Origin of the sequence: Parasphingomonas halimpatiens, assembly GCF_036663795.1 — a bacterium.
Taxonomy (GTDB): domain Bacteria; phylum Pseudomonadota; class Alphaproteobacteria; order Sphingomonadales; family Sphingomonadaceae; genus Sphingomonas.
The window spans coordinates 116,897-132,450 of sequence record NZ_JAXOJP010000010.1 but is presented as its reverse complement, the minus strand read 5'-3'; the positions used below and the strand labels follow the sequence as shown (position 1 = coordinate 132,450).

Below are 15,554 nucleotides of genomic sequence, written 5' to 3'. Positions count from 1 at the left end.
GCACGCGCCGTCGCACTGGACGATTGCCATGTGTTCCGTTTTTGTGCCATCACGGCGACCTCATCGACAAGGGCACGAAATGGCTCCGGGAATCACGATCGAAGAACGCCATCGCGGTTCGGAACTCACCGCGGGGTGGGACCTGCCCGGCTTCGATGTCGAGGCCTTTGTCAGCGCGACACTCGCCGAGGACCTGGGCGAGGCGGGCGACATTACCTCCGCGGCGGTGATCCCGGCGGACGCGCGCTTCACCGGCGTGATGGACAGTCGCGATGCGATCACCGTTGCCGGGCTGCCGATCGCCGAGGCGTTCTTCCGCCGGCTCGTTCCGGCAGTGAAAATTGAGCGGCTGGTCGAGGATGGCGCACGCGTCGCGGCCGGCACCGACCTGATGCGGCTGGAGGGCAATGCGCGCGCGCTGCTCACCGCCGAGCGTTCGGCGCTCAATACGGTGCAGCATCTGTCGGGCATCGCGACGCTGACGCGGCAATATGCCGACCGCATGCTCGGCAGCAGCGCGACATTGCTCGATACGCGCAAGACCATTCCCGGCCTGCGCGTGCTGGAGAAATATGCGACGCGGATGGGCGGCGCGACCAACCACCGCATGGGGCTGTGGGACGCGGCGATGATCAAGGACAATCATGTCGCGGTCGCCGGTGGCGTCGCCGAGGCGGTGGCGCGGGCGAAGGCGGCGGGGATCGCGCGGATCATCGTCGAGGTCGACCGCACCGACCAGATCGAGCCGGCGCTGGCGGCGGGCGCGACGCATCTGCTGCTCGACAATATGGACCCGCCGACCTTGCGCGGCGCGGTGACGCTGGTCGGCGGGCGCGTGCCGACCGAGGCGTCGGGCGGGGTGCGGCTCGACACGATCCGCGCCATTGCCGAGACGGGGGTGACCTTTGTCAGCGTCGGGCGGCTGACGCAGTCGGCGCCGGCGGCCGATATCGGCCTCGATTTCAAAACGATCTGACGGGGAGCGGGCGATGCGACGGAGCGCGGTTTTCGGAACGGTTTTGACGGCACTGCTGTTGCCTGTGGTGGCGCAGGCGCAGACGCTCAGTTGCGCGGCGCCGGCCACGCTGACGCGGCCGCGGCCCGATATCGCTTCGGCGAGCGAACCGCAGCGCGTCCTGCCGATCGGCGGCTATACCCTCGCGCTGACCTGGGCGCCCGAATTCTGCCACGCCCATGCCCGCGACCCCGGCGCCAGAATCGAATGCGGCAGCGGCAACCGTTTCGGCTTCACGCTGCACGGCCTGTGGCCTGACGGGATCGGCAAGGAGTGGCCGCAATATTGCGCGGCGACGCCGCTGCTGCCCGAGAAGTTGATCCGCCAGCATGTCTGTTCGACGCCGTCGGTGCAGCTCCTGCAGCACGAATGGGCCAAGCACGGCACCTGCATGCAGACCACCCCCGAGGCCTATTTTGCGCGCTCGACGGGGATGTTCGCCAAGCTCAAATTCCCCGACATGGATGCGCTGTCGCGTGGTCCGGTCACCGCGGGCAAGCTCGCCGACGCGATCGCCTCCGCCAATCCCGGGCTCCCGGCAAGCGCGATCCGCGTGACGAAGAATGCCAAGGGGTGGCTCGACGAGCTGTGGCTCTGCCTCGACAAGCAATTCGCCTATGAGCGGTGCAAGGCAGGGACGGGCGGCGTGCCGGGCAATAGCGCGATCAAGATCTGGCGCGGACCCAAGGCGCGCTAGGCTTGCGGCGGGTCGTTTCGTGAGCTCTGCCGGTCAAGGGCGGGTGATGCGCCGTGCCCATTGCGAAATCGCGTTAACCGACTTCCCTTCTGGCTGATCTGGCTTCCCCGGCGAAGGCCGAGGCTCAGTCCGGATGGCGGAAATGATGCGCGTCAACGCCCGCCGCCGCCTCTCCCAACTGGACCCCGGCCTTCGCCGGGGAAGGGAAGAGAAGTTAAGCGCGATCGGCCGGATTCGACGGGCGATCAATTCTCGATCAGCGCTGTCGCGGGATGGTGCTTGTCGAGGTGGCGCTTGATGATCTTGAGGTTGCGCGAGTTCGAGCGGAACAGCGCATCCGGCACGGCGCCGACGACCGGGATCAGGCCGAGCAGGAAGTCGACCCCGACATTGCCGAACATGCGCGCCATCTGCATTTTCGACATGCCGAGATTGCGCGCTTCCCACACCATCCACGCACCCATTAGCGAGCCGATCACGTCGCCGCCGACCGGGATCAGGTCGAGCAGCACGTCGAGCCCGATCTTGTAGTTGGTGCCGGGGATCTTGAAGAGGCCCTCGAGCAGATGCTCCATCGCCTCGATCCGCTTGCGTACCGAGGCGGGATCGCGACCGGTCGGCACGAAGCTGCCCAGCCGGTCGAGTGTGTCGGGTTCGATGCGGGTCGCGCGGTTGCTCATCATTACCTCAATTGGCGATGCCGCGCAGGCGATTCAATGGGTGCCAGGCGCGGGCGTTGGGTTGCCACTGTTTCAGACGCAATGAAACGAGCGACCAGCGTAACGGTTGCGCAAGGGGAATATAGGCCACGTCCGCCGCCAGCGCGGCGTCGGCTTCGGCGAGGTGCTGGGCGCGCAAGGCCATGGTCGGCGCGTCGCGCGCACCGTCGAGCGCTGCCATGGCTTCGTCGCTGCACAGCTGGCAGGCAGTGGCGAGATACCAACGCGCGCTGTCATAGGGGGCGACCGCATCGATCAGGCGAAGGTCGGCCGGCGCATCCCAGTCGACCCGGTCGGCCGCGATGCCGATCCGGCGCAGCCCAGCGGCGGTCAGCCCGAAGAGCAATGTGCCGCCCGGGCCATGCGGCACCGCAAGGCGCAGGCGCAGGTCGCCGGGATGCGCGGCGCGCCACGCGGCGACGGGATCGGGCGCGGTCGGCGTCGCAGCGCCCGCCCATCCCGGCTGGGCCGGGGGGGCGGCCGAATCGAGCGCTTCGGGCAGGATCTGCGTCGTGACCTGCCAGGTGTTGAGGAACGCGCCGGCAATCGCCTGGCGGTCGATCGTCCGGGCGATCGCGGCACGGTTGGCCGGCGCGGCAAGGAAGCCGCTGCGGTCGACGATCGCCCAGCCGAACAGCCCGACGGCGGGATCGATGCGGCGGTTGGCCGGGGCGATCCCGGCGACGTTGACCAACGGCCAGTCGGCGGCGGTGCCGCCCGACACGAGATCCGACTGGCGCATCGCGAAGCGCGCAATAGCACGCGCGGCGCGTTCGCCGATCAGTTCGACATTGTCCTGCGGCCCCGGCTCGGCGACATCGTCGTCGGGCGAGCGGTGCGGATCAAAGGCCGGGCGCAGCAGGAGATGGTCGCTGCGGTGGCCAGCCGCTACGCGGAACGGCCCGCTGCCGCCGGGCTTGCGGACACGGAAGAGCGCAAGTTCGGGCTGGGCGAACAGCTTGAGCAAGTCCGGGCGCGGGCGTTTAAGCTCGATCTCGAGCACCTCGGGGGTGCGCACCACGATCTGATCGATCGCGCTGAGATAGGGCAGCAAGGCATTGCGCGAGCCCGGTGCGATCTGCCGCCGCAGCGCCGCAACGACCTCTTCGGCGGTGACCTTGTCGCCATCGTCCCATTCGGCGTCGCGCAGGCGGAACAGGTAGCTCATGCCGTGATCGAACACGATCCAGCTTTGCGCCAGTCCGGGTACGACCTGGCCGCCCTCGTCGAAGCCCACCAGCCCCTGCGCGGTGGCGCCGAGCAGCAGCCGATCGCCATCGGGAAGCGGGCCGCGCGCCGGATCGGAAAAGCCAATCGTGCCGCCGATCGCGCTGACCACCACCGGACCCTCATCGGGGCGCCGGTCGCAGTTCGTCAGCGCGAACATGGCGATCATCAGCGCGCCGGCTGCCTTCGTCGCGCGCCATGTCGTGAAGAAAGGGAAGGGCAGGGCCATGGCGCCATCCTGCCATCGACCGTCGGGACGCGCCACCTGCCAGCCAGCGCGCAAAAAAAGAATTTTTCGGGAGCCCGCCGGTCATATGGACAGCCGATTCGGTGCCGCATACAGTTGGATTGCGGGGGCATTCAGACAGGGTTGTTTTTCGATCGCGCACAGTGCGGCGCATGGCGGGGCTGTATGCGAGTTTTTGAGTTTCTTCGCGAATGCGGCGTCTTTCTGGGCCAGTTCGCGCGCACCCATGCGCCGCTCACGCTCGGGCTGGATCGCGCCGCCGTCCTGCTGATCGGCGTGTTCGTCGGCACGGCGATCGGGTTCGCGTTTCATGGCGACAGCGGTTCCTCGTCGGCCGCCGCGGCGGCGGTTCCCGCGCATCCCGCTCCGGTGGTCGCGGCGATGCCGGCGAACGCCGAGGCGAGCTTTGCCGAGCGATGCGCGCCATCCTTCCAGCTACGCCAGCAACTGACCAGCACGGCGGCGGTCGGCGGCCGGGTGCGGATCGGCGTGTTCGGCGACAGTTTCGGCAAGGGGGTGTGGTCGGGCCTGCTCAGCCAGTTGCCGAGCAAGGCCGGCTATGAGGTCGCCGATTACGGCCAGGAGGCGACCGGCTTCACGCGCTACAAGAGCCTCAATCTCGAAAAACATCTCGCCGAGCAGCTCGGATCGAACACGCTCGACATTGCGGTGATTTCGTTCGGCGCCAACGATGCGCAGGGCATCATCACCCCGGAAGGGCATTATGCGCCCTTTATGGGGCCGCTGTGGCAGCAGCAGCTGGGCGGTCGGATCGAACGCTATGTCGGGATTTTGCGGGCGCACAAGGCGTTGGTCTATTGGGTCGGTCTGCCGCGAATGCGAGATCCGGGCCTCGATCGCGACGTCACCGCGATCAACGACTTCTATCATGCGCAGATGGACCGGCTCGGCGTGCCGTTTCTCGACAGCCGACCCGTATCGTCGGACGCGCATGGCCAGTTCACGCCCTATCTCGACGATCCGCGCGACGGCAAGCGTACGCTGATCCGCGTCGGCGACGGTATCCATATGTCGATGACCGGCTATATATGGATTACGCGCGATCTCGCGGCGCGGATCCGCAATTATGTCGGCACGGTGCGCACCATGGCCGGCGTTGCCCCACCGGTGCAGCCGACCAAGAAGAAGCCTGCATGAAACATATCCCGCTGATGATCGCCGCGTTTGCCGCGCTGGTGCCCGCACCGGCACTGGCGGCACGCTGTGTCGGCCCGGTTTGCGACGGCGAGCGGCTGGCTCCGATATTCAGCAAGCTGGCCGCCGCGCGCCGGGGCCAGGGTCCCGCGGTCCATATTCTCCAGATCGGCGACAGCCACACCGCCGGCGATGCCGTGACCGGCGCCTGGCGCGACCTGCTGCAGGCGCGCTACGGCGTCGGCGGACGCGGCGTGCTCGCGCCGGGGCGGCCCTATGACGGCTATCTCACGCGGGGCGTGACCGCGACAATGTCGGTTGGCTGGACGATCGGCGCGACCTTCGGCAAGAGCGCGGCCGCGCCGCGGCCGATGCTCGGCGTGGCGGGCTTCAGCATGATCGCCAATCGCCCCGATGCGAGCATGACGCTGCGCGCCGACAGCAGCGCGACGATGTTCGACCGCTTCGTGCTGTGCGCGATCGGCGGCCCCAATGCCGGCGGCGTGACGCTGCGCTTCGACGGCGCCGAGACCAGCCGGATCGATTTCACCGCGCCCGACGTGCGCCCGATGTGCCGCAGCGTCGACAGCGCGACGATGCACGGCGCAATCGACGTCACGGCCGAAATCCCCGGGCTGACGCTGACCTCCTGGGCAACCTTTCGCAGCGGCAAGGGTGGCGTGGTGCTGTCCAATGTCGGCGTGGTCGGATCGCAGCTGATGCATTTCGCGCGCGCCGACGACATCGTGATCGCCGAGGAAATGACGACCTACGCCCCCGACCTGATCGTGCTGGCGTTCGGCACCAATGAAGGGTTCTCGCCGCGTTTCGATGCGGTTTCCTATGAGGCGACGTTGCGCGCCCAGATCGCGCGGTTGCGGCTGCTCTCGGGTGGCGCGCCGATGCTGATGTTCGGGGCACCGGACTCGCTGACGCGCAATGCGGCGCTGCGTGGCAATGCGCCCGGTCTGCCGCTCGAGTGCGAAGCGGCGCCGGCGTTCCTTGCCGCGCCGCTGCCGAGCGACGCGATGGTCCAGCCCTTGCCCGGCGACGGCGCGGCCCCCGCGGCCAAGGCACCGCTGTTTGCGCCGCCGGCGCTCGCGGATGTGCGCCGGATCCAGCGGCGGGTGGCGGCGGACATGGGCGTGGCCTTCTGGGACTGGCAGGCCAGCATGGGCGGCCCATGTGCCGCGCGCGACTGGGTGCAGCGGGCAGAGCCGCTGATGCGCGGCGACTATGTGCATTTCAAGACGCTGGGCGGTCGCGAGATCGCGCGGCGGCTGCAGGCCGATCTCGACGCCGCGCTGGCGAGCCCACGCTGACATGACGGTGCGGGGCGGGGGCCGCTGATGCTTTTTCCGACGCTGACCTTCGGGTTGTTCTTTCTCGTCGTCTTCGCGGTCGTCTGGTCGGCGCCGTCGAACGAGTGGCGCAAGCTGCTGCTGCTCGTGGCGAGCTGGTATTTCTACGGCGCGTGGGACTGGCGCTTCGTGCCGCTGCTGATTTTCTCGGCGCTGGGCAATTGGGCGATCGCGCGCGGGCTCGACCATCCCGGGTTTGCCGCGCACCGCAAGGCGTTGCTGCTGGGCGGGGTCGCGCTCAACCTGCTGGTGCTCGGCTTCTTCAAATATTTCGACTTCTTCACCACGCAGCTCGCCGCGACGCTGACGATGCTGGGCTTTGCCCGCGACATTCCGGTGCTGCAGGTCGTGCTGCCGATCGGCATTTCCTTCTTCACCTTCCAGGGCATTTCCTACGTCATCGACGTCTATCGTGCGCGTGTGCCGGCGGCGCGGCTGCTCGACATCCTGCTGCTGATGTCGTTCTTCCCGCATCTCGTCGCCGGGCCGATCGTGCGCGCCGCCGATCTGGTGCCGCAGTTTCAGCACAAGCCCAAGCTCGACCGCTCGATGGTGTCGATGGCGCTGCTGCTGATCATGTGGGGCCTGTTCAAGAAGGCGGTCGTCGCCTCGGAACTGGCAGTCAACTTCGTCGATCCGGTGTTCGCCGATCCGACAGCGCATTCGTCGTTCGATCTGCTGATCGCGGCCTATGGCTATGCGGTGCAGATCTACTGCGATTTCTCGGCCTATTCCGACATGGCGATCGGGCTGGCGGCGCTGTTCGGCTATCGCTTCCCGCGCAATTTCAACCAGCCCTATCGCGCGCTGTCGCTGCAGGATTTCTGGCGGCGCTGGCATATGAGCCTGTCGCAGTGGCTGCGCGACTATCTCTATATCGAGGCGCTGGGCGGCAGCCGCGGCGGCGAGGCCAGGACCTATCGCAACCTGATGCTGACGATGCTGCTCGGCGGGCTATGGCACGGCGCCAACTGGACCTTCGTCATCTGGGGCGGCATTCATGGCGGCGTGCTGGCGATCGAGCGCTACTGGACCAGCCATGCGCCGAAGGAGCACAAGCCGTTGCCCGACTGGGCAAGGCTGCTGATCACCTTCCATGTCGTGCTGCTGGCGTGGATATTTTTCCGCGCGCCAAGCTTTGGCGACGCGATGACCTATCTCGGGGGCATGCTGACGCCTTGGCGCGGGCCGATGGCGGTGACCGCGACGCCGTTGATCATCCTGCTGATTGGCTTGGGCCTCGCCATCCATGCTGCGCCGCAACGCTGGCTGGGGGAGACCGCGATCCGTTTCCGCGCGCTGCCGGCGTGGCAGGCGGGGGCGGCGTTGATCGTCGTGATGCTGCTGATCGACGCGATGCGTTTCGAAGGCGTCGCGCCCTTCATCTATTATCGCTTTTGAGGGACGACCGATGTTGCACGATTTTCCCGTCGATCTGCCCGACGCCCCGCCGCCTGACGGGCACGCGTTGCGCTGGACGACCGCGATCGTCGCCATCGCGTCGCTTGGGCTGTTGCTGACCAATGCGGTGACGATCGCCGAATGGGGCGCGGAGATGACACCGGGCCCCGCGGTCGAGCGCTTCGTCAACATCGCCGATCGCTGGCGCGCCTTTACGGACCGCACCGGTCTGGGTGCGGCCCGCAAGGGTGTTCATATGGTGTGGAAGAAGCTCGAGGCGGCGCGCTTCCCCGGCCAGGAGCCGGTTGCCGCGCCGCTGACGAAAGAATGACTCAGCGGTAGAAGATATGATCGCCGAGCACCGCGACGCGCTGACGCGTGCGGAAGAAGCGCGGCGGCGCCTGATAGGCGGCGTGATAGAACAGCGCGCCGGGCGTGACCTCCGGGCTGCGATGCTGAACCGCATCGCGCGACACCTCGACAGCGCGCGTCCAGGCACCGCTGGTGCGATCCGGGTTATAGCTGTTGGTGTTGAAGAACTGGCCGGGCTGATTGACCACGGCGCAGGGCGTGTGGCCGAAGCGGCTGCCGGCGCGGGTGCGGTTGATGATCAGCTGCGCGACGGCGAGCTGGCCGCGGGTCGACTGGTTGGCGGCCTCATGACGGACGACCTTGGCGATGCATTCGATCGCGGCGGTCTGTTCGGCCGGCGCGACCGCGGGACGCAGCTCGGCGTCGTCGGGCTGCGCATTGGCAGCGACGACCTCGTCGGTCGGGGTGGAAAGGGTTGCGGTTTCGACGGCGGGCGTCGGCGCGGTCTGGGTAGACGGCGTTTCCGGGGTCTGCGCGATCGCGGGAGCGATCAGCTGCTGGGCCGGAGCGGAAGCAGCAAGCGTGGGAATCGCGGCTGCGGTAGCAACGAGCGTAAACACAAAACGACGATGGGGTAGCACCAAAAACCTCGGACCATGCGCAGAGGCTCATCGTCGCGCCAAAATCACCGGTGCGCTCCGACTTGCCCCACGTCTTGCCGCCGGAAACCTGTTATTGGTTCGGTTATGTCCCAACGGCCGGGATGAGCGCGGGCCTATGTTGGCGCGGGTTAATAAAAGCAAAGCAAGCGCGACGAACCGTTACGGTCCCGGGATGAAACGAGGATATAAACCGTCAGAGACCATCGGCGGGGTCAGTTTCACCGCCTAGCCGCTAGATATGGGGTGTCGCCCCCGCCACGGACGCGTGAGGCCAGTCCCACAGGTCACAGCGGGGCCTGCTCGCTCGTGGCGGCGAGGCGCCAAAGCGCAGCCCGATCGGCTCGCGTTACGGCGTCTTCGCAACCGGCTGCAGGTGGAAATCCGCTTCAGCGACGACCCGCCCGTTGAGCAACAGGTCGATCCGGTGGCGGCCGGGAAAGTGCTTTCGCGTGGTGAAATCGCGGACCACCTGTCGATGGGTGAGCGTGCGCACCTCGGCCGGCGCGAGATCGATCGTTCTCAGCTTGAACACCTTTGGCGAAGGTGCGCCGGAGCTTTTGATATAGTGTATGGCATAGTCGACCACGAGGCGCTGGTCCGTCGGGGCGGTGGATTGAAGATCGATCGTGAGCGTGATGCTATCGCCCAGTTGGATCGATCGGGGCGTGACGGTGAAGGTCCCGACTTCGACCTGTGGTGCGCTTTCCGCACCGAGGATCGCCAGGGCGCGTTGGTTGCCGCGCTTGACCAGCGTGCGCAGCGCATGACGCGCTATCCAGCCCGTCGCGGGATCATCGAGCGGCCAGCCTTCGATACGCTGGAGCACCCAGTCCGGATGATCCTTGGCGATGTCGTTGAGGTGGTTGGCGACGGATTTTCGCACGTAGCGGCTGGGATCGGCCTTCAGGCTATCGACGATGATCCATGTAAGCGCCGGGTCGGCGATGACCGAATCGAGCTTGAACGACCAGGGCAGGCGCGGGCGACTGCCTTCGCTGGCGAGGCGACGCACATGGTCGTTGTCGTCGCGCGCCCAGCGTTCCATGACCGCGAGGCTGCGCGCCGGCTCGCGTCGAAGAAAATGCCGCACCGCAAATTCCGATGAACCGAAAACGGTGAAGTACTTCAATGCCGCCATCGATTTACCGAAGTCGTCCTGGCCATAGAGCGCGACATAGTCGGGCAGCACCATCGTGACGAAGGCGCTGTCTAGCCGTGGCGCGAGGCGATGAAGGATGTCGAGCGCGGTGCGATAGTCGCCGGGCAGGGTAGCATGAAGGGCTTCGGTTACGCGACGGAGCCGCGCCATCAGCGATAGCCCGTCGATCCCGTCGAGGCAGAGATCGACGAAAGTCTCGCTATCGAAACCGGCAAATATCGCGGCGGTCTCAGCGGCGATATGCCTGATGCGGACGGCGTTGAAAATTTCTTTCAGCGCCGGCGCGGAGGCCGGTGCCGCGGTCGTGTCCCGATCAGCCACATCGTTCATGTCAGAGCGCTTTCGTCAGCGCGAGGCCGGTTCTCTCGTCGTCATCGGCGCATTGCCGGCGAGTGCTGGTGCGGACGGCGGGACTCGAACCCGCATTCCCTTGCGGGAGAGAGATTTTAAGTCTCCTGCGTCTACCGGTTTCGCCACGTCCGCATGACGTGACGAGAAGCGTAACCCGCGCCGCGCGTCAAGCGCGACGAAGCGTCAGACGTTGAGCCGAAGCCGCATTTCCTTGCCGGGCTTGAAATAGGGGACGCGCTTGGCGTCGACATCGACCACTTCGCCCGTGCGCGGGTTGCGCCCGGTGCGGGCATCGCGTGCCCGGGTGGAGAAGGCGCCGAAGCCGCGCAATTCGACGCGGCCGCCGCTCGACAGCCGGCGCGAAATCTCGTCGAAAAAGGTGGTGATGATCGCCTCGACGTCGCGCAGCGCGAGATCGGGATTCTCGTCGGCAATCTTCTGAACAAGCTCTGATCGGATCATCTTATCTTCGACTCCACTCTTTGGTCTGCAGTGTTATCACTTGTCAGACACCAGTCGCCCTATCTTCACGACCCGAGAAATGCCCGTATCGGTCATTTCCTACAAGAGGGCTTGCCACAGGATAGCACCGAATCGAAATCAATTCAGGTTAAGAACCTCATTCTGGGTAACCAATTCGGGTGACGGCGTCGCCGCCGTCACCCGAATGATCGCCTCACTTCTTGGTTTCGCGCGCCTTGAGCGCCTCGCCAAGGATGTCGCCGAGCGACGCGCCCGAGTCGGACGAGCCGTACTGCGCGACGGCCTGCTTCTCTTCGGAGATCTGCATCGCCTTGATCGAGAAGGTCGGCTTCTTCGAACGGTCGAAACCGGTGACCATCGCGTCGAACTTCTGGCCGACCTGGAAACGCTCCGGACGCTGCTCGTCGCGGTCGCGGCCGAGATCGGTGCGCTTGATGAAGCCGGTCGCGCCATCGTCGCCGACCTGCACTTCGAGACCCGCTTCGCGAACCTCGAGCACGGTAACGGTGACAACCGCGTTCTTGTTGAGGCCGGCTGCACCGCCGCTGCTGCCGGCAGCCGCCACGCCGGCCGACGGGCCGCCGCGCTCGAGCTGCTTCATGCCGAGCGAGATACGCTCCTTCTCGGCGTCGATGTCGAGCACCACGGCCTTAACCGTCTCGCCCTTGCGATGCAGGTTGAGCGCGTCTTCGCCCGAGATGCCCCAGGCGATGTCGGACATGTGGACCATGCCGTCGACGTCGTTGTCGAGACCGATGAACAGGCCGAACTCGGTGGCGTTCTTGACTTCGCCCTCGACGGTCGAACCGACCGGGTGTGCCTCGGCAAAGGCTTCCCACGGATTGGCATGGGCCTGCTTGAGGCCGAGTGAGATGCGGCGCTTGTCGGGATCGACCTCGAGCACGACGACTTCGACTTCCTGCGAGGTCGAGACGATCTTGCCGGGATGGACGTTCTTCTTGGTCCAGCTCATCTCCGAGACGTGAACCAGGCCCTCGATGCCGGCCTCGAGCTCGACGAACGCACCATATTCGGTGATGTTCGTGACGCGGCCCGACAGCTTCGCACCGACCGGATACTTGGCGGCGGCGCCTTCCCACGGATCGCTCTCGAGCTGCTTCATGCCGAGCGAGATACGCTGCGTGTCCTTGTTGATGCGGATGATCTGGACGCGGACCGTGTCGCCGATGTTGAGCACTTCGCTCGGGTGGCCGACGCGCTTGTAGCTGAGATCGGTGACGTGGAGCAGGCCGTCGATGCCGCCGAGATCAACGAACGCACCGTAATCGGTGATGTTCTTGACCACGCCGTCGATGATCTGGCCCTCGGCGAGGCTCAGGATGAGGCCCGAACGCTGCTCGGCGCGGGTCTCTTCGAGGATCGCGCGACGCGAGACGACGATGTTGCCGCGCTTGCGGTCCATCTTGAGGATCTGGAAGGGCTGGGGGATGTCCATCAGCGGGGTGACGTCGCGCACCGGGCGGATATCGACCTGCGAGCCGGGCAGGAACGCCACGGCGCCGTTGAGATCGACGGTGAAGCCGCCCTTGACGCGGCCGAAGATGACACCCTCGACGCGGGCGGTCTTGGCGAATTCGGTTTCGAGCTTGTCCCAGGCGGCTTCGCGGCGGGCGCGGTCGCGCGACAGCATCGCTTCGCCGTGCACATTCTCGACGCGGTCGACATAGACCTCGACTTCGTCACCGACCTTGAGATCGGCCTTCTGGCCCGGCGCGGCGAATTCGCGCAGCGGCACGCGGCCTTCCGACTTTAGGCCGACGTCGATCACGGCCATGTCGTTTTCAATACCGGTGACGGTGCCCTTTACGACGCGGCCTTCGAAGCCGTCAGCGTCACCAAGGGTCAGTTCGAGCAGTTTCGCGAAATCGTCGCGCGTGGGGTTAGCCGTTGAGGCCATAAGGATCAGGTTCCTGCATCATGTTTCCGGCCAGCCGGTTGTCTCCGGCGGTCTTGGCCTTGAACGCCGTGGAGGCCGTATGCCGGCCACGGCATCCCTCGATCGGCAGCATGGAGGAACGCGTCGTGAAAATGCGAAAAGGGCGCGAGAGGGCAAGCCTTCCGCGCCTTCCTCCACGAGCACCGCTCGCTGGACCGCGCGCCTTTAGCGCCATCGCGGCCGAAAGGCAAGGTTGGCGAGTGTTTTCGGGCGCCGGCCGCGGCTAGTGGCGGCGCCGCGCCTCGACGATGGCGATGGCGCGCTGGATCGATGCCTCGATCGACAGGAAGCTGGTGTCGAGCAGCGCGGCATCCGCGGCCGGGACCATGGGCGCCGTGGCGCGCATCGAATCGCGCTGGTCGCGGGCGCGGATATCGGCGAGCACCCGGTCGAGGCTGACAGTCGATCCGCGCGCACGCAGCTCCGCATGGCGGCGCTTGGCGCGAATCGTCGGGGTTGCGCGGACGAACAGCTTGGCGTCGGCATCGGGCGCGATCACCGTGCCGATGTCGCGCCCGTCGAGCACCGCGCCGCCGGGCAGGCGCGCGAAGCGCTTCTGGCGATGCAGCAGCGCGGCGCGCACCAGCGGATGCGCCGAGACGATCGAGGCAAGCTTGCCGACCTCGTCGCTGCGCAAGGTGGAATCGAGCAGCAGGCTGTCGTCGAAGTCGCATGCCGCCACCGCATCGGCCTCGATCTCGGGATTGAGCTCGAGCCGCCGCACATTCTCGCCCACCGCGCGATACAGCAGGCCGGTGTCGAGATGCGGCAAGCCATAATGTTTCGCCAACGCCTTGGCGATGGTGCCTTTGCCCGACGCGGCGGGTCCGTCGACAGCGATGATCATGCCTGCATCAATTCCGTAGTGCCGCGAGTGTTTCAAGAAAGACCGGATAACTCGTCGCAATCGGCGAAACGTCGTCGATCGTCAGCGCGGCGCGGCAGACCAGTCCGGCGATCGCCATGCTCATCGCGATACGGTGGTCGAGCTGCGAGGCGACATGACCGCCGCCGGGCAGGAGATCGCCGCCGCTGCCGGTGATTGCCAGGCCGTCTTCGAATTCCTCGACCGGCACGCCGATCGCGGCCAGCGCGGCGGCCATCGTCGCGATGCGATCCGATTCCTTGACGCGCAGTTCGTGCGCGCCGCGCGCAACGGTGCGGCCCTGGGCGAGCGCGGCGGCGACGAACAGGATGGGATATTCGTCGATCATGCTCGGCGCGAGATCATGCGGCACCTCGATCGCGCGCAGCGCGGCGTGGCGGACGCGCAGGTCGGCGACGGGCTCGCCGCCAACGACGCGCTGGTCAAGCTCGGTGATGTCGGCGCCCATCAAACGCAGTGCGGCGAACAGGCCGGTGCGTGTCGGGTTCATGCCGACATTGGCGATGACGAGGTCGGATCCCGGCACGATCGACGCTGCGACCGCCCAGAAGGCGGCGGACGAGGGGTCGCCGGGGACGACGATATGTTGCGGCTGGAGTTCGGCCTCGCCGGAGATCGAGATCACGCGTCCGTGGTTGGTTTGTTCGACCGTCAGGGTCGCGCCGAACCCGGCGAGCATGCGTTCGCTATGGTCGCGGGTTGCGACGGGTTCGATCACGCGGGTGATGCCGGGCGTGTTGAGCCCCGCCAGCAGGATTGCCGACTTCACCTGGGCGGAGGCGACCGGCAATGTATATTCGATCGGGATCGCCGGCGTCAGGCCGCGCAGCATCAGCGGCAGGCGGCCGCCCGGGCTTGCGGTAATGTCGGCACCCATGCGGCTAAGCGGCTCGATCACGCGGCCCATCGGCCGCCGCGACAGCGAAGCGTCACCGATAAAGGTGGCGGTGATCGGGTGGCTGGCGACAAGACCCATCAGAAGCCGGGTTGAGGTGCCGGAATTGCCCATGTCTAGCGCTGCTTCGGGCTGCAACAGGCCGCCAACGCCGACGCCGTGGATATGCCAGGTGCCGTTGCCGTCGCGCTCGATCGACGCCCCCATGGCCCGCATCGCCGCTGCCGTGGCGAGGACATCCTCGCCCTCGAGCAACCCTTCGACCCGGCTTTCACCGACCGCGAGTGCCGACAGCATCAGCGCGCGGTGGCTGATCGACTTGTCGCCGGGCACCGTGACCCGACCCGACAGGCATGTCGCGGGAGCGATTTCGAACGGGGCGGCGGCGGGGTGGGGCATGGTGCGGGCGCTTTGACAGTGCGCTTGCGCTATGGCAAGGCGCGCCCCACTTTGCGATTTAGACCCGCGAAACATCCACTCTCGAAAGGCACGAAACGGCATGATTAAGCCGGAATGGGGCACGAAGCGTACGTGTCCGAAATGCGCGACGCGCTTTTACGATCTGGGCAAGGACGATCCGGTGACCTGCATCGAGTGCGGTCAGGCTTGGGCGCCCGAACCGATTCTCAAGTCGAAGCAGCCACTGCCGTTCGACGCGCCGAAACCCGATGAGGTCAAGAAGGACGACGAGGATCTCGCCGGCGACGACGTCGATCTGGACATCGGCGAGAATGAAGAGCCGTCACCCGATGACGAGGTCGATCTGGGCGGCGATGACGATCTCGGCGTCGAGACCAGCAACGACGAAGACGAGCATTGATGTGAAGATATTTGGCAAGCGGTGCTCAGCATCGCTTGCCAAGCCGGCGCCGCCTCGCTAGGGGCGCCTTCCCGGACGGATGGGGCCGTAGCTCAGCTGGGAGAGCGCTGCAATGGCATTGCAGAGGTCAGGGGTTCGATCCCCCTCGGCTCCACCAATCACCCGCATGATATCGTGATATTTCTCCCTTCCCGGGGAGCCGGCCAA

At 66.4% G+C, this 15,554-nt stretch carries 16 protein-coding genes and 2 tRNA genes; 8 read left to right on the top strand and 10 right to left on the bottom strand.

The annotated features are described in order from the left end of the window. Positions 1 to 79 precede the first annotated feature (79 nt). Both nadC and U1839_RS12730 read left to right on the top strand, forming a co-directional pair. The gene (gene nadC / locus U1839_RS12735; RefSeq protein WP_332803988.1) at positions 80 to 976 is read left to right on the top strand and encodes a carboxylating nicotinate-nucleotide diphosphorylase; all 897 of its coding nucleotides are present in this window, start codon (positions 80 to 82) and stop codon (positions 974 to 976) included. A gap of 13 nt (positions 977 to 989) precedes the next feature. Further along, positions 990 to 1,712: a ribonuclease T2 family protein gene (locus tag U1839_RS12730; protein WP_332803987.1), complete on the top strand. Its 723-nt coding sequence runs from the start codon at positions 990 to 992 to the stop codon at positions 1,710 to 1,712. 245 nt (positions 1,713 to 1,957) lie between these two features. On the opposite strand, the gene U1839_RS12725 is transcribed toward U1839_RS12730, so the two are convergent. Beyond that, positions 1,958 to 2,392 carry a DUF4112 domain-containing protein gene (locus U1839_RS12725; RefSeq protein ID WP_443030610.1) on the bottom strand — a complete coding sequence of 145 codons (435 nt, stop codon included), beginning with the start codon at positions 2,390 to 2,392 and terminating at the stop codon, positions 1,958 to 1,960. 7 nt (positions 2,393 to 2,399) lie between these two features. After that, a complete protein-coding gene (locus U1839_RS12720) occupies positions 2,400 to 3,887 on the bottom strand; it encodes an ABC transporter substrate-binding protein (RefSeq protein ID WP_332803985.1) in 1,488 nt (495 codons plus the stop codon). A gap of 183 nt (positions 3,888 to 4,070) precedes the next feature. Between U1839_RS12720 and U1839_RS12715 the strand changes: the two genes are divergently transcribed. The 4 genes from U1839_RS12715 to U1839_RS12700 are packed head-to-tail and all read left to right on the top strand — an operon-like array spanning position 4,071 to position 8,153. Next, positions 4,071 to 5,063 carry an SGNH/GDSL hydrolase family protein gene (locus U1839_RS12715; RefSeq protein ID WP_332803984.1) on the top strand — a complete coding sequence of 331 codons (993 nt, stop codon included), beginning with the start codon at positions 4,071 to 4,073 and terminating at the stop codon, positions 5,061 to 5,063. Beyond that, complete coding sequence (locus tag U1839_RS12710) at positions 5,060 to 6,382, top strand: GDSL-type esterase/lipase family protein (protein ID WP_332803983.1); 1,323 nt, start codon at positions 5,060 to 5,062, stop codon at positions 6,380 to 6,382. Before U1839_RS12715 ends, U1839_RS12710 begins: the two co-directional genes overlap by 4 nt. A gap of 27 nt (positions 6,383 to 6,409) precedes the next feature. After that, positions 6,410 to 7,822: an MBOAT family O-acyltransferase gene (locus U1839_RS12705; RefSeq protein WP_332803982.1), complete on the top strand. Its 1,413-nt coding sequence runs from the start codon at positions 6,410 to 6,412 to the stop codon at positions 7,820 to 7,822. 10 nt (positions 7,823 to 7,832) lie between these two features. After that, positions 7,833 to 8,153, top strand: coding sequence for a hypothetical protein (locus U1839_RS12700; RefSeq protein WP_332803981.1), 321 nt, complete (start codon positions 7,833 to 7,835; stop codon positions 8,151 to 8,153). A 1-nt stretch (position 8,154) separates the two neighbouring features. On the opposite strand, the gene U1839_RS12695 is transcribed toward U1839_RS12700, so the two are convergent. From U1839_RS12695 to aroA, 8 genes are all read right to left on the bottom strand, one after another. Continuing rightward, positions 8,155 to 8,754 carry a cell wall hydrolase gene (locus U1839_RS12695; RefSeq protein WP_332803980.1) on the bottom strand — a complete coding sequence of 200 codons (600 nt, stop codon included), beginning with the start codon at positions 8,752 to 8,754 and terminating at the stop codon, positions 8,155 to 8,157. 388 nt (positions 8,755 to 9,142) lie between these two features. Further along, positions 9,143 to 10,285: a DNA alkylation repair protein gene (locus tag U1839_RS12690; RefSeq protein ID WP_332803979.1), complete on the bottom strand. Its 1,143-nt coding sequence runs from the start codon at positions 10,283 to 10,285 to the stop codon at positions 9,143 to 9,145. 66 nt (positions 10,286 to 10,351) lie between these two features. Next, a tRNA-Leu gene (locus tag U1839_RS12685) sits at positions 10,352 to 10,438 on the bottom strand. 51 nt (positions 10,439 to 10,489) lie between these two features. Beyond that, positions 10,490 to 10,768, bottom strand: coding sequence for an integration host factor subunit beta (ihfB, locus tag U1839_RS12680; RefSeq protein ID WP_281127765.1), 279 nt, complete (start codon positions 10,766 to 10,768; stop codon positions 10,490 to 10,492). A 214-nt stretch (positions 10,769 to 10,982) separates the two neighbouring features. Then, positions 10,983 to 12,707: a 30S ribosomal protein S1 gene (gene rpsA, locus U1839_RS12675; RefSeq protein ID WP_281127764.1), complete on the bottom strand. Its 1,725-nt coding sequence runs from the start codon at positions 12,705 to 12,707 to the stop codon at positions 10,983 to 10,985. Then, on the bottom strand, positions 12,691 to 12,819 hold the full coding sequence (locus tag U1839_RS12670) for a hypothetical protein (protein WP_281127763.1): 129 nt from the start codon (positions 12,817 to 12,819) through the stop codon (positions 12,691 to 12,693). Before U1839_RS12670 ends, rpsA begins: the two co-directional genes overlap by 17 nt. A 150-nt stretch (positions 12,820 to 12,969) precedes the next feature. Further along, positions 12,970 to 13,593, bottom strand: a complete 624-nt coding sequence (locus tag U1839_RS12665) for a (d)CMP kinase (protein WP_332803978.1) — start codon at positions 13,591 to 13,593, stop codon at positions 12,970 to 12,972. 7 nt (positions 13,594 to 13,600) lie between these two features. Next, positions 13,601 to 14,926 carry a 3-phosphoshikimate 1-carboxyvinyltransferase gene (gene aroA, locus U1839_RS12660; RefSeq protein WP_332803977.1) on the bottom strand — a complete coding sequence of 442 codons (1,326 nt, stop codon included), beginning with the start codon at positions 14,924 to 14,926 and terminating at the stop codon, positions 13,601 to 13,603. Positions 14,927 to 15,026: 100 nt separating this feature from the next. Here aroA and U1839_RS12655 point away from each other — a divergent pair, with 100 nt between their 5' ends. Beyond that, complete coding sequence (locus tag U1839_RS12655) at positions 15,027 to 15,347, top strand: TIGR02300 family protein (RefSeq protein ID WP_281127760.1); 321 nt, start codon at positions 15,027 to 15,029, stop codon at positions 15,345 to 15,347. Between the two features lie 81 nt (positions 15,348 to 15,428). After that, positions 15,429 to 15,504, top strand: a tRNA-Ala gene (locus tag U1839_RS12650). The last annotated feature ends 50 nt before the right edge of the window (positions 15,505 to 15,554 follow it).

Excerpts from the sequence above, each read along its gene's own strand:
- U1839_RS12720 (WP_332803985.1), bottom strand. The coding sequence starts at position 3,887 with ATGGCCCTGCCCTTCCCTTTCTTCACGACATGGCGCGCGACGAAGGCA.
- U1839_RS12705 (WP_332803982.1), top strand. The coding sequence starts at position 6,410 with ATGCTTTTTCCGACGCTGACCTTCGGGTTGTTCTTTCTCGTCGTCTTC.
- U1839_RS12715 (WP_332803984.1), top strand. The coding sequence starts at position 4,071 with ATGCGAGTTTTTGAGTTTCTTCGCGAATGCGGCGTCTTTCTGGGCCAG.
- U1839_RS12710 (WP_332803983.1), top strand. The coding sequence starts at position 5,060 with ATGAAACATATCCCGCTGATGATCGCCGCGTTTGCCGCGCTGGTGCCC.
- nadC (WP_332803988.1), top strand. The coding sequence starts at position 80 with ATGGCTCCGGGAATCACGATCGAAGAACGCCATCGCGGTTCGGAACTC.
- aroA (WP_332803977.1), bottom strand. The coding sequence starts at position 14,926 with ATGCCCCACCCCGCCGCCGCCCCGTTCGAAATCGCTCCCGCGACATGC.
- rpsA (WP_281127764.1), bottom strand. The coding sequence starts at position 12,707 with ATGGCCTCAACGGCTAACCCCACGCGCGACGATTTCGCGAAACTGCTC.
- U1839_RS12700 (WP_332803981.1), top strand. The coding sequence starts at position 7,833 with ATGTTGCACGATTTTCCCGTCGATCTGCCCGACGCCCCGCCGCCTGAC.
- U1839_RS12730 (WP_332803987.1), top strand. The coding sequence starts at position 990 with ATGCGACGGAGCGCGGTTTTCGGAACGGTTTTGACGGCACTGCTGTTG.
- U1839_RS12725 (WP_443030610.1), bottom strand. The coding sequence starts at position 2,392 with ATGAGCAACCGCGCGACCCGCATCGAACCCGACACACTCGACCGGCTG.
- U1839_RS12655 (WP_281127760.1), top strand. The coding sequence starts at position 15,027 with ATGATTAAGCCGGAATGGGGCACGAAGCGTACGTGTCCGAAATGCGCG.
- U1839_RS12690 (WP_332803979.1), bottom strand. The coding sequence starts at position 10,285 with ATGAACGATGTGGCTGATCGGGACACGACCGCGGCACCGGCCTCCGCG.
- ihfB (WP_281127765.1), bottom strand. The coding sequence starts at position 10,768 with ATGATCCGATCAGAGCTTGTTCAGAAGATTGCCGACGAGAATCCCGAT.
- U1839_RS12665 (WP_332803978.1), bottom strand. The coding sequence starts at position 13,593 with ATGATCATCGCTGTCGACGGACCCGCCGCGTCGGGCAAAGGCACCATC.
- U1839_RS12670 (WP_281127763.1), bottom strand. The coding sequence starts at position 12,819 with ATGCTGCCGATCGAGGGATGCCGTGGCCGGCATACGGCCTCCACGGCG.